The organism is Paenibacillus sp. OK060 (assembly GCF_900101205.1).
Lineage (GTDB): Bacteria > Bacillota > Bacilli > Paenibacillales > Paenibacillaceae > Paenibacillus > Paenibacillus marchantiae.
Map to the genome: position 1 here is coordinate 1 of NZ_FNFR01000008.1, position 22,477 is coordinate 22,477.

Genomic DNA, 22,477 nt, shown 5'->3' on the forward strand with positions numbered 1-22,477 from the left:
AATCATACAGTCCGAAGACGTGTACCGATTTCTCAGCGTCGATCTTGCAAGCAAGATCGTTACTCACTCGTTGTTCAGTTTTCAAAGATCAAACTCGTTTGTGTTACTCTTTTCGTTGTCAGCGCTATGTTTCAGCGGCGACTTAAATAATATATCATACTGACGAAACCAATGCAATAGTTTTTTCAAAAAAACATTTAATAGATTCTAAGTCCCCAATGCCCCCAATAAAACTATAGCGAATATAAGGCTCTATTCCCCTAACAATCCCGTCCACATTCATGGATTTTCTTGATAACTGCTAAAGAATTCTACAAACGTGACACTTCCATACTATAGTAGGATTACCATGCTCTCCATACAAACTCATAAGGCCGACTCTTCTCAGAGTCGGCCTTTTGAAGATTAACGGTTTTCCGTTTACTTTACAGTGTTATTGCTGTATCCAGGGATTTCTACGCTTTTTATTGTTAGAACTACGTTTAGTGGTTATCCCTGTGCGCTCTCTTGCTTGTTTCCCGGATACAGATACTTTAGATTTAGATTTAGCAGCAGGTTTGGCTGTTCTGCGTTTCGCAGTTCCTGTTTTGGCTGATTGTTTAGGCTTTGCTTCAAGATTAAACTCAGCCTCACTCTCTGTAGAGGACTGGCTTAAGTTAGCCTCGTCACGTCCACCCTTTTTGCCTCCCCCCTTACCTTGTGGAGGATACAGTTCACCAAATGCACCCAATGGAGACGGCGGCACCATGTTCTGAGTAGGGTATGGATTTTGATAGGCATACTCCAATGGCTGATTAGGCATCATGGATGTGGTCATTTCGGGTTGCATCCCATAAGGATTGTATGTGCCCCACGCTGGGTTCTGGTAGTTATGTGAGGGATGTGCGTATTGATGGTTAGGCATATGATGGTTGCCACATCCGCATGGCGGGTACGGAAGCATAGAGTAAGGAGAAATATGAGGCGGTTGGTGGTTCATATGCTCATTGGCCGCAAATGGAGGGTATGGGCTGTTCACTTGACCTGATGGAGCGATCGGATACGAGTTGTTCTGCATCTCAGCAGATACGTTTGGCATAACGTTGTTATGATTATACTCCGCGCCGGTCCAAGGCGTGTTGGATGTATTACCTATGGAGTAAGGACTCACTTCAGGTATACCTGGGAATGTAGCATTGTCGTTCGCCCCAGCCGTATACATGTTTTGTGGAGCAGTGTATACCTCTTGTGCAGGTACAGGAACTTGGGCATAGGGATGCTCGGCAGGAGCATGCAGCATTTTACTGCCGCAACCACATGGAGCTTTGGTCGCAGGAGCTACTTCTGTAGGCCATTTCGTGTTGTTAGGTATTACAGGTAAAGGCAGGACTTCAGGTGAGATATTAGGCATCGTATACGTCGGCGCTTCAGTTATCGGTTTTAATTGCACTTCAGATTTGGTATTTTCTTTCTTCTGAGCTTCCTTCTGCGGTTTCTCTTCAGGAATTTCAGGTAACTGAGGTAACACTTCCACTTCTGGCTTGATATTAGGTACGACCGGATTTGCAGGTACAGGAGCCGGAACCGCATTGGAGACTTCCGGTAAAGGAGCTGGTTCAGGTACTGGGACTACTGGTACGACTGGAGGCGTTTCTTCTTTAACTCCCGTGTATTCCTTCCCTTCAGGAGACAGCTTCTCATGAGCAACATTGGATGAGGCACCATTCTCTGAAGCCGCATTCCCCGGTGCATTCGCTGATGGAATGTACACGGTCTCCCCTACAAGAAGAGCATTAGGATTTTTCAATTGCGGGTTCGCATTGATCATATCTTTCAACGGAACTCCCCAAGCCTGTGACAACTTCCACAACGAATCTCCTTGCTGGACTTTATGACTGTGCAACACGCCTTCTGGCTTTGGTGTTACAGGCTCCGCAGGGATTTTGACCTTCATGCCGATCTCCAACTTGTCAGGATTTGCAATTTGGGGATTAGCTGCGATAATTTTGTCCAACGCTACATTATATTTTTGGGACAGCAGATATAATGTGTCGCCTTTTTTCACCATGTGTATTTTCACTTGGAACTAACCTCCTAGACGTGATACTTGGGCAGTGCATTCGCCCATACCGTTACTACATCCTATGCAGAAATTGGGCCAATGACATCAACTAAGCAAAAAAAATCCTTCCCGCCCCAAAAACCGCATACTCCAGGTATGCTGATTTTCTGAGACAAGAAGGATTTCCTGCTTCCTATTTAGTTCGTTCCTTTTATTCTTCCCAAACTTTGTAACCGTCTTTGTCGACAATTTGACGGAACGCTTCCAGCAATCTCAAGGTTACAGGACCTGCAACACCCGTTCCAATCGTTCTGCCGTCCACCTCATATGCAGCAATAACTTCTGCGGCTGTTCCAGTGAAGAAGACTTCGTCGGCAATGTACACATCATGTAGTGTAAATGGCACTTCTTTTAATTCAAGATCCAGCTCACCGCACAGATCGATAATGGCCTGACGTGTAATTCCCTCTAATGCACCAAGATAACAAGGTGGCGTATAAACTACACCATTTTTGATGATGAAGATGTTATCACTCGAACCCTCAGTAACGTAACCTTGGGAATTCAGCATAATCGCTTCACCGGCACCTGAATAGTTAGACTGAATTTTAACAAGAATGTTGTTCAGATAGTTCAATGATTTAATTTTTGGATTAAGTGCATCAGGAATGTTGCGGCGCTGCGATACAGACACGGCTTTCAACCCAGTAAGATACGCTTCCTCCGGATAGATCGCGAGTTGCTCAACAATGATAATAACGGACGCTTTAGGGCAGCGCAGCGGATCAAGACCCAAGTTACCAGGTCCACGTGAAACGATCAGACGAATATAACCGTTACGCATATCATTGCGACGTACCGTTTCAGCCATCACTTCCAGCATCTCATCATAAGACAACGGAATGTTCAGACTGATGGATTTAGCTGAATCGTACAAACGATCCAAATGCGCTTTGCATCTGAAAATGTTACCGTTATAAATACGAATACCTTCGAAAATACCGTCTCCATACAAAAATCCGTGATCATATACCGAAACGGTTGCATTCTCCTTGGTCACATATCGACCATCCAAGTAAATCCATTGTTCTGACACCGATGACTGCACCTCCATAAAATTTCCATCCCCTGATTCCGAAACTACATTTATCTCGCTCATTGGACAACAAATGACAAGCTGTTCTTGCACACATTACCCAGTCTTATGACAACCTTCACCAATGTACGTCCTGATTCAGGTCGTTTTCAACGAAGGATATGTATAACACGGATAGCTGCCAAGAACACGTACCTGACAATTCAAAGCCTCAATCTCAGCCATGGCTGCGGTAAGCAATACCGAATCTGCACTTTCTTCAACATCAATGTAAAAATAATAACTCCCCAACCTCTTCTTCGTTGGACGAGATTCCAATCGGGTCAAGTTCAGCTTCCGCCAGGCAAAAGCCGAAAGCACCTGATGCAATGCACCCGGTGCATCTTCAGGCAATGTAACCAGCAAACTGGTTTTCACATGATCAGGCTCTCGTGGTATCTGAACAGGCTCATGGCCTATCAACACAAAACGAGTATAGTTGTTGTCATGATCGGTAACCCGTTCAGCCATAATGTCCAAACCATGCTTCTGTGCAGCCAGCCTTGTACCAATCGCGACCCAGCCTTTGCCAGGATTTTTTTTAACAATCTCCACAGCTTCCGCTGTACTGTTAACACCCTCAAGATCTGCTCCAGGTGAATGCAGGCGAATAAAATTCTGGCACTGTGGAATCGCTACAGGATGGGACATGATCTTCGTAATTTTCCCGAAATCATATTCACCACTCTCTGTCCTGAACTCAGAGCCATGCCCAATGACATTTTGGATGGATGGATAAACCCATTCTGCTTGCATCGGAATATCCACTTCGTTAACCAGCCAGTCCATATGCAAACTAACGGAGCCTTCAATCGTATTCTCAATAGGTATGACACTATACTGGGACTTTCCACTATCCGTAGCCCGGAAAACATCAGAAATCAGTTTGGAATGAAGCAATTCCAAAGGCTCCCCATTAAACAGAAAATCTACTGCTTCATGAGAAACTGAACCTTCAGGTAATACTGCAATTCGTTTCATGCGTTAACTTCCCCTTTAACTCTGTCCATAAAAGGACTTTCATCTTGATCAGGCAGCACGGTAACACCGTCCAGATCCGGATCCAACCACAATGCAGAAGCAGTGATACCTTCACGGCTCATTGTGTCTATCAAATATTGCTCCAGTTCGAGCTTACGAGTGTCATGACGATCTACCAACGTCAAAACGGTAGGTCCGGCTCCACTCAAAGCAGCCCCCAGAGCTCCATGATTGACCGCATGTTCAAGGATTTCAGCCATACCGGGTACCAAAGATGCCCTGTAGGGTTGATGAATCCGGTCAGACATCGCCTTTTGAATCATTTCCAATCTCCCACTTGCCAAAGCTGCAACGAGTAAGGATGATCTGCTTATGTTGTGAATGACATCAGACTTGTCAAACTGCTGTGGAATTACATTTCTTGCTTTCGAAGTGGACAACTCGAAGTCCGGTACGATGACCAACGTCTGCAAATCCTGATGCGGCTCAATGCGAATATGGTCTACCCGACTGCCATCCCATGCTGCTGTAATGATACCTCCATATAGCGAGGCTCCTACATTATCCGGATGTTTCTCCAGCGACGTAGCCATGTCCAGAAGCTTGGCATCAGATAACGGAGTACCAATTAAAGCATTAGCAGCAGCCAACGCACCCACAATTGCAGATGCACTGCTTCCCAGTCCCCGAGTAAGCGGAATATCGGAATACATGGAAATCTCCAACTCCGGCACGGAGATTCCAGCTTCGTTGAACACCATCTGTGCAACTTCATATATCAAGTTGGATTTATCTGTTGGCAAACCCGTCAGATGATCTCCATGTAAATGAAATGTTGTCTGCTCAGCCGGTTTCATCTCAAGCCATGCATACAGAGACAATGCCATGCCCAGGGTATCAAACCCTGGACCCAGATTGGCTGTACTTGCAGGTACCTTAACAGTTACCCTTTGCTGCAAACTCATACGGATTGTTGCTCCAATTGTGCAATTGCCGCCATAACCGCTTCTTCGGAATCTTCCACAACAAGCGGCTCAGTCGCTACCGTTTTGATTGCAATATTAGGATCTTTTAGACCATGTCCTGTCAGTACACAAACCACAGTTTCTCCGCCTTTAAAGTACCCTTCACTCTTCAGTTTGTATACACCAGCAACGGAAGCAGCGGATGCAGGTTCAGCAAAAATCCCTTCACGCGCGGCGATCGTACGATATGCTGTCAGAATTTCTTCGTCAGTTACATAATTAATCTGTCCGCCAGACTCTTCAGCTGCAGCTACAGCGGTTTTCCAACTTGCTGGATTACCAATTCGAATAGCTGTTGCTACGGTTTCAGGCTCAAGAATCGGTTCACCTTTGACAATCGCCATCGCGCCTTCCGCTTCAAAACCGACCATACGTGGCAGGGAATTCGATTTGCCTGCTTCTTTATACTCCTTGAATCCTTTCCAGTAAGCCGAGATGTTCCCTGCGTTACCCACCGGGATTGCAAGTACATCAGGTGCTTGACCAAGCTGTTCAATCACTTCAAATGCAGCCGTTTTCTGTCCTTCAATTCGGAACGGATTCACGGAGTTCACGAGCGTAATTGGATGTTTGGCTGTAATCTCACGCACAATTTCCAATGCACGGTCAAAGTTGCCATTAATCGCAATTACCTTGGCTCCATAGATCATAGCTTGAGCCAGTTTACCCAGCGCAATGTTGTTATTCGGGATCAATACAATACAATTCAGACCAGCACGAGCCGCATAGGCTGCTGCTGCCGCCGAAGTGTTACCTGTCGATGCACACATGATCGTGCGACTGCCTTCTTCCATCGCTTTAGCAACAGCCATAACCATTCCGCGGTCTTTAAATGAACCAGTCGGATTCAGACCTTCATATTTGAAATATAAATTCAATCCGAGTTCCTCGGACAGATTCTCCGCATGAACCAGGGGTGTGTTTCCTTCATGAAGCGTAAGCAGTGGCGTGTTTTCATTAACCGGAAGGTGCTCTCTATACGTTTGCAGTAATCCTTGATATCTCATTGTGGGTAAACTCCTTTGTCGTTAATAATAGGAATATGATTGCATACATCTATATGGTTAAACGTGTACCTTAAACTTGGATTTAGATCTGAAAATTCAAACCGGAATTTGGGGACATATTATCCTTCTACCCGGTACACACTCTTAATTCGACGAATGACGGCAAGGGATTCAAAGTGTTTCAACACTTTATCCATGCTTGCCTTGCTAGCGTTATGCGTAACAATGATGATCTCAGCATCCGGGTTGTGCTCGTTCGGCTGTTGCACGACTGAAGCCAGGCTGACTTCGTATTCAGCGAAGATTTGTGTAATCTGCGCCAGTACCCCTGCCTTGTCATCTACATGCAGCAAAATAAAGTTTTTCGACATAATGTGCTCGTCACTTTGCAGGCGCTTCTGTTTATAAGGCACAATCGCTTTAAGGCCATTCACACCCAGCTTCAGGTTTTTGATCACAGCCACGATATCCGCTACTACAGAAGTTGCCGTCGGAAGCTCACCTGCACCCGCACCGTAGAACATCGTCTCACCTACAGCTTCGCCATGTACATACACAGCGTTGAACACCCCATTGACGGATGCAATCGGATGATTCTGTCTTACCATCGTTGGCTGAACACTAATGGTGATCTCATCATCCCGACGATCCGCGATACCTAGTAGCTTCATCTCATAGCCAAGTCTTTTGGCATACGTAATATCTTCACGGGTCACGGATGTAATCCCCTTAACGGTTACGTCTTTCAGTTCCACATTGGTACGGAAGCCCAAAGTGCCTAGAATCGCCATTTTGCGAGCTGCATCGAGTCCTTCGACATCCGAAGTTGGATCGGTTTCTGCGTATCCGAGTGCTTGAGCCTCGGCCAGAACCTCTTCATATGAGGCGCCTTCCTGGCTCATTTTGGTCAAAATAAAGTTCGTTGTTCCGTTCACAATCCCCATAATGCGGGTAATCCGGTCGGATGAGAAACCTTCAATCAGCGTGCGGATGATCGGAATGCCACCAGCCACACTCGCTTCGTAGAATACATCACATTGCTTTTCCTGTGCCTTAGCCAAAATCTCGGAACCGTGCAGTGCCATTAAATCCTTGTTCGCGGTTACGATATGCTTACCCCGCTCCAGTGCTTCAAGAATGTACTCTTTGGTCTGATCAATGCCACCCATAACTTCCACGATAACATCAATATCTGGATGACGAATGACTTCCCAAGGATCTTCAGTGAGCTTCGCACGGTCTACAGCAATGACACGATCTTTTTCCGTATTCTTCACTGCAATCTTCTCTATAACGATCGGTGATCCAACCTGACTGCTCAAATCCTCCTGATTTCCTTCCACGATGCGAACGACCCCAGTCCCCACCGTACCCAGACCCAACAACCCCACTTTTACCGGTTTCACTAACGATCTACCCCCAATGTCTTTTCTCCTTCACCCCTGTACGATTTAACCATACAAACAACTTATTCCTAAACGTTTTACGATAACGTCTAATTAACCTTGGCCTACAATGCGCGTGCGTCGAACCCCGGGCATATCCTGCATCCGATCGAGCATTTCTCCGATTTCCCCATGGAGGTGTGATGTCTCCACTGAAATGACAACATTGGCTCTCCCCTGGAGCGGAATACTTTGATTAATGGTTAGCACGTTGGCTCCATAACCAGCTACATGTCCGAGCACACGAGACAATATTCCTGACTGATGCTCCAAATCAATGGAGATCGTTACAATTCGCTCCCGTTCAAGCTGATTGATCAAATGGATGCCATCCTTGTACTTATAAAAAGCACTTCGGCTTAATCCAACCTGTTCAACCGCCTCATGAACTGTTTTGACATCCCCGGAAGCTAGCAGTTCTTTTACCTGCATGGTCTTCACCACAGCCTCTGGCAAAATGTCTTCCCGTACTAAGTAATAGCGTTCATTCACAGAACGTCCTCTCCTCAAAGACTCATGTATTCATATAGTGGACATTATAAAGGATCTATCTCAAAAGGGCAATACCTCACATGTCTATTTTTGAAAAACTATTCCTAACAGTATACAAGTTTATCCCACGTGCAGGTAAGGAAAAATAAAAAAACGCAGAGCAGCGGGTAATCTCCCACTACTCTGCGTATATGTTTTAATCCTTTATATTCGTAAGGGTTGCACTTCTATCTTAATAATAGCTGCTGCCTTCCACAAATTCGAACTCAAACTCGCCAATGCGCACAATGGTGCCTTCTTCAGCTCCGCGTTTACGCAATTCCGCATCCACACCCATATAGCGCAATGTACGCGCCAGCTTGAGAATTGCTTCATGCGAATTCAGCTGCATCCGTTTCATCATACGTTCAATCTTGGCACTTTCGACCACGAAGATTTCATTCTCCCGTACAATACGGAAACCATCGTCCTCTTTTTTGTCCAAGCTGTACACTTTGCGTTCGGATAAGTCAGCAACTTCTTCAACCACTGGCTCGTCCGGAATTTGATCCAGCAGATCAGCCGCACGATACAGGAGCTCTTGAATCCCTTTCCGTGTCAGGGACGAAATAGGCATAACTTCAATATCCTGTTGAACTTCACGAACCTTCTGCAAAAACTCTTCGAGATTAGCTTCGGAATCCGGCATGTCCATTTTATTGGCTGCTACAACTTGTGGTCTCTCAGCGAGGATAGGATTGTACAATTTGAGTTCCTCGTTGATTTTCTGCCAGTCTTCGAACGGATCACGTCCTTCTGAACCAGACATATCAACGACATGAACGATAATGCGTGTACGTTCTACGTGACGCAAGAACTCATGTCCAAGCCCAATACCTTCGTGAGCACCTTCAATCAGGCCCGGCAAGTCGGCCATAACAAAGCTACGGCCTTCACCTACACCAACAACACCCAGGTTAGGTGTAATGGTTGTAAAATGATATGCTCCAATCTTTGGCTTGGCTGCCGAAACAACAGACAACAGTGTAGATTTCCCGACACTTGGGAAACCAACCAAACCGACATCTGCCATGACCTTAAGCTCAAGTACGATGTAACGTTCTTGACCTTCTTCGCCATTTTCGGCCAGTTCTGGCGCTGGATTGTTAGGCGTGGCAAAACGAATGTTTCCCCGTCCGCCTCGTCCGCCACGAGCAACAACAACCTGTTGACCATGACGTGTCAAATCAGCCAGTACTTCTCCACTGTCTTCATCCAAAATCACGGTTCCAGGTGGAATACGTACAATCATGTTCTCAGCGTTCGCGCCATGCTGACTTTTATTACGTCCCTTCTCACCACGAGGGGCCTTGAAGTGACGCTGGTAACGGAAATCCATCAACGTACGCAGACCTTCATCCACACGGAAAATAATGTCAGCTCCTCTGCCTCCATCACCTCCGGCAGGTCCGCCGTTCGGTACATACTTCTCACGACGAAACGAAATAATTCCGTCCCCTCCGTCTCCGGCTTTCACATAAATCTTCGCTTTATCTACAAACATTGGTTAACCCCTTCTTCCTATATTCCGCAAGGCATTCTGAATTGTATAAACGTATCCTCAGACGGAAGCTGCTCCGTTCTGACTTTTTTTCCTTTGAGTACGGCATTGAGCTGCCGCAATGTTTCCGGATCGGGTGTTTGATCCCCATCCAGCCGGACAACCACATCTCCGTGATCCTGTCCGAAGTTCAAGGTCAGTTTGCGAACCTCTCCCCAAGACGACCGGCCGCCGCCATATTGATAGGCTCGAATCGCATCGGCAATCGCCCCCGTAAGCGACTCGCCATCCTCGGGAGAGACCAGAGCACTAAGCTGCAACTCTTCCTCTACGACCACATGCAATTCCAGAGCGACTCCACTGGTCCGGAAAGATTGAAGATAAAATACGAGTGAAGGAATACCCAATCTGGAGATTCGGCTTTCTTCGTTAACCCGCTCTACTATTCTTTCCACACATTGCACTGATTTATCAAGTTTGCCCAGTCTAAGATATCCATACAATACCTGAAGATCGTTCATCCAATCATGCCTATGATGATTTAATGATGCAATTGCTGTCTTTTCCATAGATTGTATGATGGTTCTGCGTTCCGCCTCTGCTTGTCTCTTCATCACATTCACAGAAACAAAAAGCACCGCGACGGACCACAATGCGTATACAGCTATTGAAATAATCACTGGATACAGCATAACGAAAACCAAAGGAATCAGAAGTGAACATGCCGCAATCCAGGGCACTCTTTTCCAAGATTTCATGGCTTCTCCCCGTTCTACAAAACTCGGTTGGTTTAAACCCCACCGTAACCAAGTATAACATGTCTTTTCTGCCAGTTCATTATCGAATAACCTATAAATACAAAAAGCCTCCGGCAAAAATGCCGAAGGCTCCTTAGGCGGAATGCCGATATTATGCTTCTACTGCAGCTGCTACTGGAGCAACATTCACAGGGTAGATGCTTACTTTTTTACGATCGCGTCCCCAACGTTCGAATTTCACAACGCCGTCAACTTTCGCAAACAAAGTGTCATCTTTACCGATACCCACGTTAGTACCTGGGTGAATTTTCGTTCCGCGTTGGCGAACGAGAATGCTACCACCAGTTACTGTTTGTCCGTCAGCACGTTTAACGCCAAGGCGTTGTGCGTTACTGTCACGACCATTCTTCGTGGAACCTACACCTTTTTTCGATGCGAATAACTGAAGATTTAATTTCAACATGATTGGTTGTCCTCCTTCTTTGATTATTTGACTTGCTCTATCTGAATATACTTTCCGTATGACTCTGCAATATCAGTGAGCATAAGCACCATGGATTCGAGTAGCAATTGTACCTGGGACCAGGTTCCGTCTTTCTCCAGCACCGGTAAAGAAGCGCTTAAAAAGCCATTCTTCATCTTGGCGTCCATTTCGACACCAGTCAGTGTTTCAATCGAGTTCACCGTACCCACTGTAACAGCGGATACCCCGGCACATACGATGTCTTCTCCTCGCTTGGCAAAATTAGCATGCCCTTTGATGGAGAAACGATCGATGCTCCCGTCATCATTACGAAAGATTTGAACGATAATCACTTATCGCACCTTCTTACGCTTTGATTGCTTCGATAGTTACTTTTGTATACGGTTGACGGTGACCTTGCTTCACATGGTAGTTCTTTTTAGGTTTGTATTTGTATACAACAACCTTTTGTCCTTTGCCATGTTTCTCCACTTTAGCCGTTACAGTTGCTCCGGAAACCAATGGTGTACCTGCTGTCAAACCTTGATCGTTAGATACAGCCAGGACACGGTCGAACGTTACGCTTTCGCCATCGTTCGCAGTCAATTTCTCGATGAACAGAACATCGCCCTCTTGGACTTTGTACTGTTTACCACCTGTTTCAATAATTGCGTACATTTGCCTTGCACCTCCTCATGTCTCAGACTCGCCCGGTCTCAGGTGACAGTGTCCTTGCGGAACTGTTCTTGTACCCGGCCAGTGCGGTTACAGCATGTGCAAGACCAATAGGCTAAACACATACCTGATGATTATACCACCAACTATACTAAAAATCAATGCAACGGCGAAATATATCTTTTGCCTGTCCCATGACAGGAAGAACACGGCTCCACGTAAGGGAGCGTGCTCTCTTCTCGTACCTTTTTACGGGTAAGTTCGAGCAATCCCAGCTTGGTCCAACCCATTACAAAAGCCTTGGTTCGATCCTTCTTGAGTTCATTTTCCAGCGTTGCCGCAACTTCATGCCGATTCATCGCTTCCTCCATATCAATGAAGTCCACAATAATCATGCCACCGATATCCCGAAGACGCATTAAACGGGCGATCTCAACCGCTGCCTGCATGTTCGTTTCCGTTACGGTCTCTTCCAGACTGTCGCCGCCTGCTCCCGTGTACTTGCCTGTATTGACATCGACTACAGTGAGCGCTTCGGTATGATCAAGGACAATATATCCGCCTCCAGGCAGCCATATCTTGCGGGCGAAATCCCTGTTCAACTGCTCCTGCACACGATAAGCAGCAAAAATTGATTCTTCTCCCCTGTACACCTGTACTTTAGGTTGATGGCCTGGACAGATCTCCTCCAGCAAAGCACTCAATTCACGGGCTTGTGCTTCATTATCCGTAATGACTTCATCGCTGCCAGGCGTATACACATCACGAATGATCCGCTGAACCATACTGTGATCTCGATGCAGCAGGCTTGGTGAAGGCAAACTATCCGCTTTTTCACGAATCAGACGCCACTGCTCACGTAATGTTTCCAGGTCGGCCTGAATGGCTTCCCTCTGTTCCTCTGCGGATAAGGTTCGTATGATAAGCCCCTCTTCGTCCCGTCTCAGTTGTTCACCCAGCGTTTTGAGGCGGGAACGATCGCCCTCACGGGCAATTTTCTTGGAGACGGCTACATAGTCCGCTAAAGGCATGTAGACAAGCCAGCGGCCCGGCAGCGAATAATGAGTCGTCACCCGGGCTCCCTTGCTTCCTACTGGCTCCTTCAGGACCTGGACGATTACATCCTGACCTGGACGAAGCAGCTCCGAAATTGAAGGCTTCACTTTGGGTTGTTTCTCCAGATTGGGATGCAATACATCGTCCACATACAGAAAAGCATTCTTTTTCTGACCGATATCCACAAAAGCAGCTTGCATACCTGGTAACACGTTCACTACCCGTCCTTTGAAATACGAACCCAGCAGTCCACGCTCGCGTGTACGCTCTGCCATGAATTCTACAGCTTTGCCTTCTTCCAGAAGCGCCATTTGCATGAGGTTATGTTCATTATGTACAATCATTTGTTTCATGGCTTCACCTCTAGAAGACAATTCAATTCATCCACATCCATTCTGTATCTTTGCATACTCATTGTACATGTATTAACCCAATTCAGGATAGATCCACCAAGATGCTACAACTTATCCGTGTCTTGTTTGAAATAAGAACCGATGATTCGCTGCTCAGGCAAAACGGCCATGATTCTTCCCTGTCTATTCATCACATATATCATATGGTATCTTTCTCTCTTTAATAGACGCAAAATAGTCTCCAAAGGTTTCGCCGGAAATGAGATTATCGGCTGCGCCAAACTGCCTGTAGCCGCATGACGGGTGAATGCACTTTCACGATTCATCAGAAATCGGATAAACCGGTAGGGAATATTTCGGTAATCGGTCACATTGGAATAGAACAGAAAAATTCCGATCAACAGGATATTTAACGGCAGCCCGTAATCACCGGTAAACCAGCGACCGATGGCAACCAAGATAACCCCTGCGCTACACAGAATGCTGATTCTGTAAGTCCACATCAATGTCGTATAGTAGGGAGCAGCAAGACTAACGAGTGCCTGTACAATTTTACCTCCATCCAGTGGCAACACAGGTAGCAGGTTAAATAGGGCAATCAGCAGATTCCCCTGTATAATATAATCCAAAAAAAGCGGGTCTCCCAGATTCCCATACTTCAGCAACAAAACGATTCCAACCATGAGCATATTTTGAAACGGGCCTGCCAAAGCGATAATGATCTCCCGCCGGGCTGTAATATTTCCGGCATCCTCAATAACGGCGACGCCGCCAAAAGGAAGCATCTGTATCGAAAGGACACGGCAGCCCAGAAGGGCTGCCGCTGCAGCATGTCCACATTCATGAATAAAAACGATGGCAAACAGCGTGATGAGTTCAATAAAGTTGCCAGTCAACAGGGAAGCCATCATGATAATCACAAAAAAAGGATGAAACGAGATACGTACACCCCACAACCTAATCAAGGGCAACCACTTCCGCAGGGTCTACATACTGCTCGCCCTCTTTTACAGCGAAATACAATGTGGCAGGTTGATCATTTCCAGTCTCCTTTATGCTACCGACCGCGTCACCCGCTTCTACCCAATCATTCACCTGGACTTCACTCTCGTTCAAGCGTCCGTATATCGCTGTGACTTGACCCGAGTGCTGGATTACAACCGTTGTCCCATTTTCCGGATCATCCAATACCTGAAGTACTCGTCCGGCATCTGAACTAACTACTTGAATAAGTCCCGTACCGCCAGCTTCAGGAACAATCTCAATGCCTTTCATGCTCAGAGCAAAAGGCTGAACGACAGTTCCCGAGATCGGTTTGCCGAGCAGATGTCGAATTCCCGAGCCGTTCACAGGATCGGTGGTATGTCCAAGAACAGGCAGGAATGACGGCGTTCCACCAAAATGCCGTTCGTACCAAGCAGCAGCATAAGCAAAATCCATATCCCGATGCAGCACATCGGCGATTACGGTTTTGGCAGGTGTCGTCCATGAGGTGTTCAACTGAAACAATCCCCAGACACCACCGAATAATAAAATGCTAACCACCGTTCGTCCCACGAATGACTTCATCAGATTAAAGCGTGGATGGCCGCCAGGACCATAATGCCCATTCTCTTTTTTCCACAGCCACTCCGGATCTCTTTCCTGTTCCGCCAACGAAGATCTTGCCGTTCGTAGATTTTCTTGTATATCCATAGACGAGAAAGGATTACGTTGCGCAGATGAACGCTTATCGGATACCGAGCCCGATTCTCGCTGCTGCATAATTTCTTCCGTAGCACCATCCATTAACCGCCGAATGCGCTCTTCTCTTCTCTGCTTGATTCTGAGTTTCGTATTCATGGAATGTCCTCCCGCCGAGGCTTGTTTACTACATCTTATGAGGGGCTCGTTCATAATATGAACAAGCTTCGGCTGGAAGCAAAAATAACCCCACAACGTGGAGTCCTCCTGTGAAGTACATATCCTGTTTCATACAAGTCGCCTTTAATCAAAGGCTCCATAATAATCAAAAAGCCGGGCTTGAGGGCCACGGCTGTCATACATAAATGTGATAAGGAAGAGCCAGTTAACCCATTCCAAAAAACTTCTTAAAACGTGTGAAAGCACCCTTTTTTTGCTCCAATTGCATCAGAGGAACGGTATCTCCCAGAATACGACGGGCAATATTTCGATAGGCAATGGCCGCAAGTGAATCCGGATTCATTACTGTGGGCTCTCCCGAGTTGGCTGCCTTGATGACAAGTTCATCATCAGGAACGATCCCGATCAGATCAATATTAAGTACTTGCAAAATGCCGTCAATGTCGAGCATGTCGCCTGATTTGACCATATTGTTACGGATACGGTTCACAACCAATTTTGGCGATTTAATGTGCGAACTCTCCAGCAAACCAATGACACGGTCCGCATCACGCACAGCCGCATTTTCTGGTGTAGTGACCACAATGGCCTGGTCAGCTCCTGCAACCGCATTTTTGAACCCCTGCTCAATTCCGGCTGGACAATCAATAATGACGTATTCAAAATCTTTTTTTAGTTCGAGAATAATATCCTTCACCTGTTCTGGTGACACAGAGTTCTTATCTCTCGTTTGTGCTGCAGGCAGCATATATAATTCTTCAAAACGTTTATCTTTGACCAAAGCCTGATTCAGTCGGCAGCGGCCGTCTGCAACGTCGCACAGATCATAAATGATCCGGTTTTCGAGTCCCATCACGACATCCAGATTGCGAAGGCCGATATCGGTATCTACCAGACAAACCTTTTTGCCGAGCAGCGCCAGCGCTGTCCCGATGTTTGCCGAGGTGGTTGTTTTACCCACGCCGCCTTTACCCGAAGTGATCACGATCGCCTCTCCCATGAGCTACACTCCTTTAAACACATTAAAATCTCGGCGCAACCGAACGATATTGCTCATCTTGTCGATCTGCATCTGATTGTCCTGTAAATAAGCAAATTCCATTCCGGTCTCTCGGCTCTCCCACTCATCGGGAGGACGGCTGATGATGTCAGCGATCCGCAGCTGCGTTGGTGCAAACACCGAAGCAGCAATGATCGAGTCTTCGTCCCCACCAATTCCAGCGTGAGCCATGCCTCTGAGTGAACCCAAAACATATATATCTCCGGTACACGTTACTGTGCCCCCCGGATTGATATCACCAAGAAACAGTAGATTCCCTTCATGATGAAGCACCTGACCCGAACGTACCATACCACACATGGTTACAATCGGCGGCGGCCCTTTAACCTCTGGTTTAAGGGCCGGTGAGTCAATGGAACGAATGAGCAAATTCCCTTTTTGTTTCAATATATCAAGAACTGCTTCTTTCTGGTCCTCCGTCACTTCGCGGCTGCCCAGTTTGATATCCACATGAACAATCGGTCCGGTTAAAATATTTTGATGGCTGTGTTCCAGCTTATAGCGGAGCTCGTAGAGCAATTCCTCGAATTCACATTGATCGTCCAACAGGAAAACCAGGCCGTCTCGGATGCCTTTAATCGTTACGTGATTCGATTTTACCGTCATAAGCCTGTCCCTCCCATCTCATTACATTTCGTGCCCGGGTCCCCAAGTTCCTGCTTCTCACTCCATAAAATGTATCAAGAAGCTTCTTGTGCTTTGCTCTTTCTCTTACCAATCCGCTCCAGTTGTTTCCGAAGAGGAACATAAATGATCAGCGCGAACACAAAATGAATGAACAAATTGGGAATCATGTATTCAAGCAATGCCCAGTCAAATGTCACATGATTGAGTTGGAAGAGCTTGTACAGAAAGAATAACATGGTGTCATTCAGCAGACTTCCCAAAAGGACGACGGAAACCATAACCGGCAGTGGTGCACGCGGCGCTTGAAAAATAAGTCCCATCATATATGCCGATAATCCCATCGAGAATCCGTATGGTCCAATCATTTCGCCGTAGAATACGACATCGTGCAAGAGTCCAAATAATATGCCAAGCACCAACGCCGTGTGCCGATGATGATATACAGCAATAAACAAAATCACGATGTAGACCAGGTTGGCAGAAATACGCATTTGCCAGGCCGAAGGAATGAGCAGCGGAAGGATCGTTCCCTCAACAATGAACAAAACGAACAGTAACAGGAATAAGACTTGCTTGCGCGTTACCATTATTCTTTTACCTCAGGTGGAATAATCACAATCAGCTCTTTCCAGTCCAAAAAGCTTGCATAGGGCTTAATTGTAGCAGTTTGTGTTAAACCATATTCGCTTTTTTCAACCTTCTCCACTTCTCCGATACGCATGTACTTCGGAAAATTGTTGATAATCCCGGAGGAGATGATTTCATCCCCTTCTTTGATATCTGAATCCTCTGAAATCTTGGTCATTTTTAGCATGCCGGATTTTGGATCATAACTCTCGATCATACCAAACACTTTTTCTTTACCAACCGCTGTAGCTGCAATGGCGTTGGATGTTGGATCATTGGCGTCCATGGATGTTAACAGATTAACCGTTGACGTATATGAACTGACATGACTGACAACCCCAACCAGCCCCTCTTGCGAAGTAACAGCCATTCCAGCCTTGATTCCCGCATTTTCACCAATATCGATATTAATCGTTCTGCTGTTCGGGTCAGAGTTAGCACTGATGACTTGAGCAATTCGTGAACCGTAGTTATACCGATTTTTTTGTTCCTCTGTAAAATTGAGAGCTTTCTGGAGCTGTTCATTCACCTGCTCCATATCATTGTATTTCAGCCGATCTCGGGTATAGTGACCCATTGCAATGCGAAGCTCTTCATTTTCTTGATATACCGTACGCATGTTCGCCAAATCTTTGAAAAAGCCCGCTACAGAAGAAGCGGGCTTGTAAAATACGTATTGTACAAATCCGACTGAATCCTTCAGGAATTTCTCCGGCCAGGATAGAGCGGTTCGCGGACCGAGCGTAAAGCCCATTAACGCGATAAATGTAACAAGGCCCACCAGCAAAACAAAAAGTCTTTTGTTACCCAGCAGTTTAAACAGTTCGACCACCCTCTAACATCCATTATTCTCTTCCGAGCCATGCCCGGTGGGGAGACTGTCAGACTTATAGTCCCATCGAGAATATCAGTCGATTCTCCCCGGGTATGCGGGTAATAGCTCTCCCGGGGTTAACCGGGTCCTCTTCGTTGATATCATGCCCTTTGGTCGATAAACGAGCCAAGCATAGCATATATCAATTAACGTTTGGAACGAACTGCCGAACTGCTTCTGCTCTTGAACAAATGAATATTCTCAAGCGCTTTACCTGTTCCGATTGCAACGCAATCGAGCGGGTTCTCCGCTACGATAACAGGCATTCCTGTCTCACCAGCAAGCAGCTTGTCCAGATTGCGAAGCAATGCGCCGCCACCTGTGAGAACAATACCACGGTCCATAATATCTGCTGCCAACTCAGGAGGACATTTCTCCAATGTTACTTTTACAGCTTCAACAATGGCATTCACCGTATCCGCCAGAGCTTCGCTGATTTCATCCGAAGTAATCGTAATCGTCTTCGGCAGGCCTGTAACGAGGTCGCGTCCACGAATTTCCATTGTTTCCACTTGCTCAAGCGGCATAGCTGATCCGATATCCATTTTCAACTGCTCCGATGTACGTTCACCGATCATCAGATTATACTGGCGTTTAATGTATTGAATTACGGATTCATCCATCTCGTCACCCGCTACACGAACCGAACGACTTGTTACAATACCGCCAAGAGAGATGACAGCCACTTCCGTTGTACCGCCACCAATATCGACAACCATACTACCCGTTGGTTCCCATACAGGCAGATCTGCACCAATGGCAGCTGCAAAGGGCTCTTCAATCGTATAGGCTTCACGTGCTCCAGCCTGTTTGGTTGCATCTTCAACCGCGCGTTGTTCTACTGCAGTAATCCCGGATGGTACACATACCATCACGTTCGGATGACGTTGGAACATGGAGCGTTGTTTCTGCGCCTCACGGATGAAATATTTGATCATCGTTGCCGTTGTATCGAAATCGGCAATAACGCCATCTTTCATTGGACGAATGGCACGAATGTTACCTGGTGTACGTCCAATCATTTTTTTGGCGGCTTCACCTACTGCCTCGATAGTTTTTGTATCTGTCCGTATAGCGACAACCGAAGGTTCGCGCACCACAATTCCTTTTCCACGTACATAAACCAGCGTATTCGCTGTCCCCAAATCAATACCCAAATCTTTCGTAAAACCACCAAACATGACGTAATCTCCTTTTCTGCCTCATATAGCCGCCCCAGTGAATCAAGAGCATTTCATTTTCATTACCACCATAATGGTGGAGCTAATATTCGCATTTGTTTTGTGTTGCATTGTTTTGCATTTGTAAAGTGAACCTATCTTCTACGGACAACGCCGTCAACATTCATAGGAAAACATCAACGCCAACCATTATATTATACTAAGCCCTTCTCCTTCAAACTTACGTACGTTCCATCTCCGATAATAATGTGATCCAGCACGTCTATGCCTACAATTTCGCCGGCTTCGATCAGTCTTTTGGTTATTTGGATGTCCTCTGGACTAGGCGTAGGATCACCACTGGGATGGTTGTGTGCGCACACAATAGAGGCGCTGCTGCATTTGATGGCAGCCCGGAACACTTCACGCGGATGAACAATCGAAGCGTTAAGGCTACCCATGGAGAGTGTTTCCTGGGCAATAATGTGGTTTTTGCTATTCAGGAAAAGACACACAAAGTGTTCTTTCTGCAAGTAACGCAATTGTTCGGTAAGGATATCGGCCGCATCACGTGGGGTACGAATTGAAGTTGACTGTGTAAGTCTGCTCTTCGCAATCCGATGACCAAGCTCAATGCTAGCTTTCAGCTGTACAGCCTTGGCCATGCCGATACCCTTCATCGCAGTCAGTTCTTCCAGGCTCAAATCCATCAACGAGCGAATTCCACCCGCTTCAGTCAGAATCCGCTGTGCCATATGCACTGCGGATTCCTGTCTTGTACCTGTTCGAAGTAAGATCGCCAGCAATTCAGCATGGCTTAAGGCGCCCGCCCCATATTCCATCATGCGTTCTCTCGGGCGTTCTTCCTGGGGGATGTCGCGCATCATATATTGAGGCGACTCCATATGTTCCCTCTTTTCAGATCGTCAATTGCGGAATTTCATGTACGTGGCAATACATGTACGCCAAATCCATCCAGCATGTCGCTTAGCAAGGACAACGGTAGGCCCACCACATTGAAATAACATCCTTCAACACGTTCTATCAATGAAGCACCAATGCCCTGAATGGCATATGATCCCGCCTTGTCCGAAGGCTCTCCAGTCTGAACATACGCACGAATCGTAGCTTCAGACAGTTCCTTCATCGTTACATTAGTCTGTCGATATTGAACCATGGATTGTCCATTACTTGCATCGATACAAGCTACTCCCGTGAAAACACGGTGTACACGCCCCTGTAGACGAGATAACATTCGTTCAGCGTCCGCTTCGTCTACGGGTTTACCAAGAATATCACCATCCAGAACGACAACAGTGTCACTACCAATAATAACAGCATCCTGTTCGCGACCTTCCAGCCCGCGATAAACGGCAAGCGCCTTACGCATCGCAAGCTCCTGTACCGTCTGTTCAGGAGTCCATTCCGGCGGTGTATCTTCATCGGCGTGACTTGGTATTACTTCAAAAGCTAGATGGAGTGATGCGATCAGTTCTTTACGCCGCGGCGAAGTGGAAGCCAGAATAATACGACGCTGTTGTGTTTTATCCAAAATAACCGGCCCCTTAAGCTACGGCGACATCCTGTCGGATCACGCTAGTAGATATCATTTTTTTTAGTTTCTTCGTCAAAATTCGTCATTCTCCTATAACCTGCGATACAGCCATACAGCAGCAATAATACCGATCAGACTCAGGAGGCTCATTTGAAATTGAAGTGAAATATCATAACTGATAATATCCAGATCAGCCTGCGGCGACCAACGAATGGTCGTGGCTTTCGTTAGAAAGGCAACGGCCTTTACAGGCTGCAGTGCCTTGGCGATCCACGCACCGGCTAGCCAGCCGAGCAGCAGAAACAGCAATAACATGCCGAAGTTTTTTTTCATCGGTGATCTTCCCTCGCCATTTTTTGACACCCACATTATTATACGGGGTTTTGTACGTCAATACAAACACAAATCCGGCAAGGGGAACTATTTCCAGTTCCTTGCCGGATAGGTATTTCAAGGCTGTGTTATGGGAAAGCGGTGATTACTGTTTTATCGCTTCAAGCCATTTTTTTTGTTGTAATACATATTCCATCAGATCGGACTGTACAGACCACATATGCACATTAGCCGGATTTTTGTTGTATTCGGCAATTGCTGTTACCGCACTGGCCATCGATTTTCCCATCGCCGATACATAGGGTTGCACGTCTGCACTCAGGCCTGGTGCAATACTATTCAAACCGGTCAGCCAGAGCTGATGCTGGTTCTGTAATGAGGTCATCGTTTCGGTTGAGACGGCTTCTGGAACAGACTGACCAAGTTGCTGGATCGAGAGGGTAGACAGTTGTTCAACCAAAGCAGATCCACTTGCGAAGAATTGCTGCACATCCTCTGCTTTTCCGCCAAATACTGCCGGGTTCACTTCTGGGTTGACGATTTCCTTGACGTACAGCTCCACTCCTTCGGCCTTAAGCCTTGAGCTGAGCAGCTTGGCCTCCTCACGGTCAGCCGAAATGCCAGCATACACCCGATTACCATCCTCCGGGTCGGAGCCTGCGGCAATGCCTGCCTGGGACAGTTCCACCTTCGCCTGTTCAGCGCGTTCAGGAGAACTGAACACACCATATTGCAGGGCATAATAGCTGCCACCTGTAGTCGTTGCCTGGAGCTGCTGTTCCGAACCTGCCACTCCCTGCTGACCTGTTACGGCCGATACCGCCTGATTGGCAGGGATCTTGCTCCCAGGGTCTACGGCACCTTCACGATTAAAAAAAGAAAGAATTACCATGCCGAAGAGGGCACCGGTTACAAGTGCACCCGTTACTGAACCAATCATTTTCCAGCCCCTTGGGGGACGATTTCGCTTATAAGAGTAGTTTTCACTATCTGCAAGCCAATCATGACCTCCATAATTCTCGTCCGATCTGTTCTCGTCCTCATCTCCCGGATACGCAGTAAGATGATTATAATTATATCCAGGCTCATCGAGTTTCGAATCCTTGTCCGTTCTTTGGTAAGGTTCAGGTACAGTGGAGCCTGTCAGTATCGTCTCTCCCCAGTCACCGGGAATATCCTCTGGTGTCCATGAAGGCGTTGAATTCAACCGCGTTGGTGTTGGCGTTGGACTGTGCGGAATTTCTTCACTCAAAGCTACAAATGTGCTGGATGTGGGTATCCCCTTGTTTTCAGGCTTGTCCGACTCGTTATCCCCAAAGCGAAACGTCATTCTAGCATTGCTCACCCCGTACCCTCTCCTTTGTCCCATTTATAACAGCTATATGCGGAGAGAATTAGAAACATTCC

General features: G+C 46.7%; 24 protein-coding genes and 1 other annotated feature. All 24 genes read right to left on the reverse strand.

Translation table 11 applies throughout. From position 1 onward, the window contains the following. Positions 1 to 433: 433 nt before the first annotated feature. The 24 genes from BLS14_RS25360 to BLS14_RS25475 all read right to left on the reverse strand — a co-directional run bounded on the left by BLS14_RS25360 (position 434) and on the right by BLS14_RS25475 (position 22,415). Positions 434 to 2,059, reverse strand: coding sequence for a LysM peptidoglycan-binding domain-containing protein (locus BLS14_RS25360; RefSeq protein WP_090954570.1), 1,626 nt, complete (start codon positions 2,057 to 2,059; stop codon positions 434 to 436). Between the two features lie 193 nt (positions 2,060 to 2,252). Then, positions 2,253 to 3,137, reverse strand: a complete 885-nt coding sequence (gene ilvE, locus BLS14_RS25365; protein ID WP_063568132.1) for a branched-chain-amino-acid transaminase — start codon at positions 3,135 to 3,137, stop codon at positions 2,253 to 2,255. A 138-nt stretch (positions 3,138 to 3,275) separates the two neighbouring features. Then, on the reverse strand, positions 3,276 to 4,157 hold the full coding sequence (pheA, locus tag BLS14_RS25370; RefSeq protein WP_063568130.1) for a prephenate dehydratase: 882 nt from the start codon (positions 4,155 to 4,157) through the stop codon (positions 3,276 to 3,278). Further along, positions 4,154 to 5,122: a homoserine kinase gene (gene thrB, locus BLS14_RS25375; RefSeq protein WP_090810415.1), complete on the reverse strand. Its 969-nt coding sequence runs from the start codon at positions 5,120 to 5,122 to the stop codon at positions 4,154 to 4,156. Before thrB ends, pheA begins: the two co-directional genes overlap by 4 nt. Next, positions 5,119 to 6,189: a threonine synthase gene (gene thrC, locus BLS14_RS25380; RefSeq protein WP_064635832.1), complete on the reverse strand. Its 1,071-nt coding sequence runs from the start codon at positions 6,187 to 6,189 to the stop codon at positions 5,119 to 5,121. The genes thrB and thrC overlap by 4 nt, the downstream gene beginning before the upstream one ends. A gap of 119 nt (positions 6,190 to 6,308) precedes the next feature. After that, positions 6,309 to 7,595, reverse strand: coding sequence for a homoserine dehydrogenase (locus BLS14_RS25385; protein ID WP_064635831.1), 1,287 nt, complete (start codon positions 7,593 to 7,595; stop codon positions 6,309 to 6,311). 93 nt (positions 7,596 to 7,688) lie between these two features. Then, complete coding sequence (locus tag BLS14_RS25390; RefSeq protein WP_024633956.1) at positions 7,689 to 8,126, reverse strand: ACT domain-containing protein; 438 nt, start codon at positions 8,124 to 8,126, stop codon at positions 7,689 to 7,691. A gap of 232 nt (positions 8,127 to 8,358) precedes the next feature. Beyond that, positions 8,359 to 9,669, reverse strand: a complete 1,311-nt coding sequence (gene obgE / locus BLS14_RS25395; RefSeq protein ID WP_090954572.1) for a GTPase ObgE — start codon at positions 9,667 to 9,669, stop codon at positions 8,359 to 8,361. 17 nt (positions 9,670 to 9,686) lie between these two features. Further along, positions 9,687 to 10,424 carry a Spo0B domain-containing protein gene (locus BLS14_RS25400; RefSeq protein ID WP_063568125.1) on the reverse strand — a complete coding sequence of 246 codons (738 nt, stop codon included), beginning with the start codon at positions 10,422 to 10,424 and terminating at the stop codon, positions 9,687 to 9,689. A 151-nt stretch (positions 10,425 to 10,575) separates the two neighbouring features. Further along, positions 10,576 to 10,887, reverse strand: a complete 312-nt coding sequence (rpmA, locus tag BLS14_RS25405) for a 50S ribosomal protein L27 (protein ID WP_024633959.1) — start codon at positions 10,885 to 10,887, stop codon at positions 10,576 to 10,578. Positions 10,888 to 10,910: 23 nt separating this feature from the next. Further along, positions 10,911 to 11,240 carry a ribosomal-processing cysteine protease Prp gene (locus BLS14_RS25410; protein WP_063568124.1) on the reverse strand — a complete coding sequence of 110 codons (330 nt, stop codon included), beginning with the start codon at positions 11,238 to 11,240 and terminating at the stop codon, positions 10,911 to 10,913. A gap of 13 nt (positions 11,241 to 11,253) precedes the next feature. Then, entirely contained in the window at positions 11,254 to 11,565 is a 312-nt protein-coding gene (gene rplU / locus BLS14_RS25415; protein WP_062328098.1) for a 50S ribosomal protein L21, read from the reverse strand. Between the two features lie 14 nt (positions 11,566 to 11,579). Beyond that, positions 11,580 to 11,664 (reverse strand) — a sequence feature (ribosomal protein L21 leader region). A 56-nt stretch (positions 11,665 to 11,720) separates the two neighbouring features. Continuing rightward, positions 11,721 to 12,971 carry an Rne/Rng family ribonuclease gene (locus tag BLS14_RS25420; protein ID WP_090954574.1) on the reverse strand — a complete coding sequence of 417 codons (1,251 nt, stop codon included), beginning with the start codon at positions 12,969 to 12,971 and terminating at the stop codon, positions 11,721 to 11,723. A 104-nt stretch (positions 12,972 to 13,075) separates the two neighbouring features. Next, a complete protein-coding gene (locus BLS14_RS25425; RefSeq protein WP_063568122.1) occupies positions 13,076 to 13,936 on the reverse strand; it encodes a site-2 protease family protein in 861 nt (286 codons plus the stop codon). Beyond that, a complete protein-coding gene (locus BLS14_RS25430) occupies positions 13,929 to 14,813 on the reverse strand; it encodes a M23 family metallopeptidase (protein ID WP_063568121.1) in 885 nt (294 codons plus the stop codon). The genes BLS14_RS25425 and BLS14_RS25430 overlap by 8 nt, the downstream gene beginning before the upstream one ends. A 226-nt stretch (positions 14,814 to 15,039) precedes the next feature. Next, complete coding sequence (minD, locus tag BLS14_RS25435) at positions 15,040 to 15,834, reverse strand: septum site-determining protein MinD (RefSeq protein WP_063568120.1); 795 nt, start codon at positions 15,832 to 15,834, stop codon at positions 15,040 to 15,042. Positions 15,835 to 15,837: 3 nt separating this feature from the next. Beyond that, positions 15,838 to 16,500 carry a septum site-determining protein MinC gene (gene minC, locus BLS14_RS25440; RefSeq protein ID WP_063568119.1) on the reverse strand — a complete coding sequence of 221 codons (663 nt, stop codon included), beginning with the start codon at positions 16,498 to 16,500 and terminating at the stop codon, positions 15,838 to 15,840. Between the two features lie 74 nt (positions 16,501 to 16,574). After that, positions 16,575 to 17,108, reverse strand: coding sequence for a rod shape-determining protein MreD (locus tag BLS14_RS25445; RefSeq protein WP_063568118.1), 534 nt, complete (start codon positions 17,106 to 17,108; stop codon positions 16,575 to 16,577). Beyond that, complete coding sequence (gene mreC, locus BLS14_RS25450) at positions 17,108 to 17,980, reverse strand: rod shape-determining protein MreC (protein WP_063568117.1); 873 nt, start codon at positions 17,978 to 17,980, stop codon at positions 17,108 to 17,110. The genes BLS14_RS25445 and mreC overlap by 1 nt, the downstream gene beginning before the upstream one ends. Positions 17,981 to 18,168: 188 nt before the next feature. Next, positions 18,169 to 19,203: a rod shape-determining protein gene (locus tag BLS14_RS25455; RefSeq protein ID WP_063568116.1), complete on the reverse strand. Its 1,035-nt coding sequence runs from the start codon at positions 19,201 to 19,203 to the stop codon at positions 18,169 to 18,171. Positions 19,204 to 19,397: 194 nt separating this feature from the next. Beyond that, on the reverse strand, positions 19,398 to 20,087 hold the full coding sequence (gene radC / locus BLS14_RS25460; RefSeq protein ID WP_063568115.1) for a RadC family protein: 690 nt from the start codon (positions 20,085 to 20,087) through the stop codon (positions 19,398 to 19,400). Between the two features lie 35 nt (positions 20,088 to 20,122). After that, positions 20,123 to 20,734, reverse strand: a complete 612-nt coding sequence (locus tag BLS14_RS25465) for a Maf family protein (protein WP_090954578.1) — start codon at positions 20,732 to 20,734, stop codon at positions 20,123 to 20,125. A gap of 93 nt (positions 20,735 to 20,827) precedes the next feature. Further along, positions 20,828 to 21,070, reverse strand: a complete 243-nt coding sequence (locus BLS14_RS25470) for a DUF4321 domain-containing protein (RefSeq protein WP_024633972.1) — start codon at positions 21,068 to 21,070, stop codon at positions 20,828 to 20,830. A gap of 145 nt (positions 21,071 to 21,215) precedes the next feature. Then, positions 21,216 to 22,415, reverse strand: coding sequence for an SPOR domain-containing protein (locus BLS14_RS25475; protein WP_063568113.1), 1,200 nt, complete (start codon positions 22,413 to 22,415; stop codon positions 21,216 to 21,218). Positions 22,416 to 22,477: the final 62 nt, after the last annotated feature.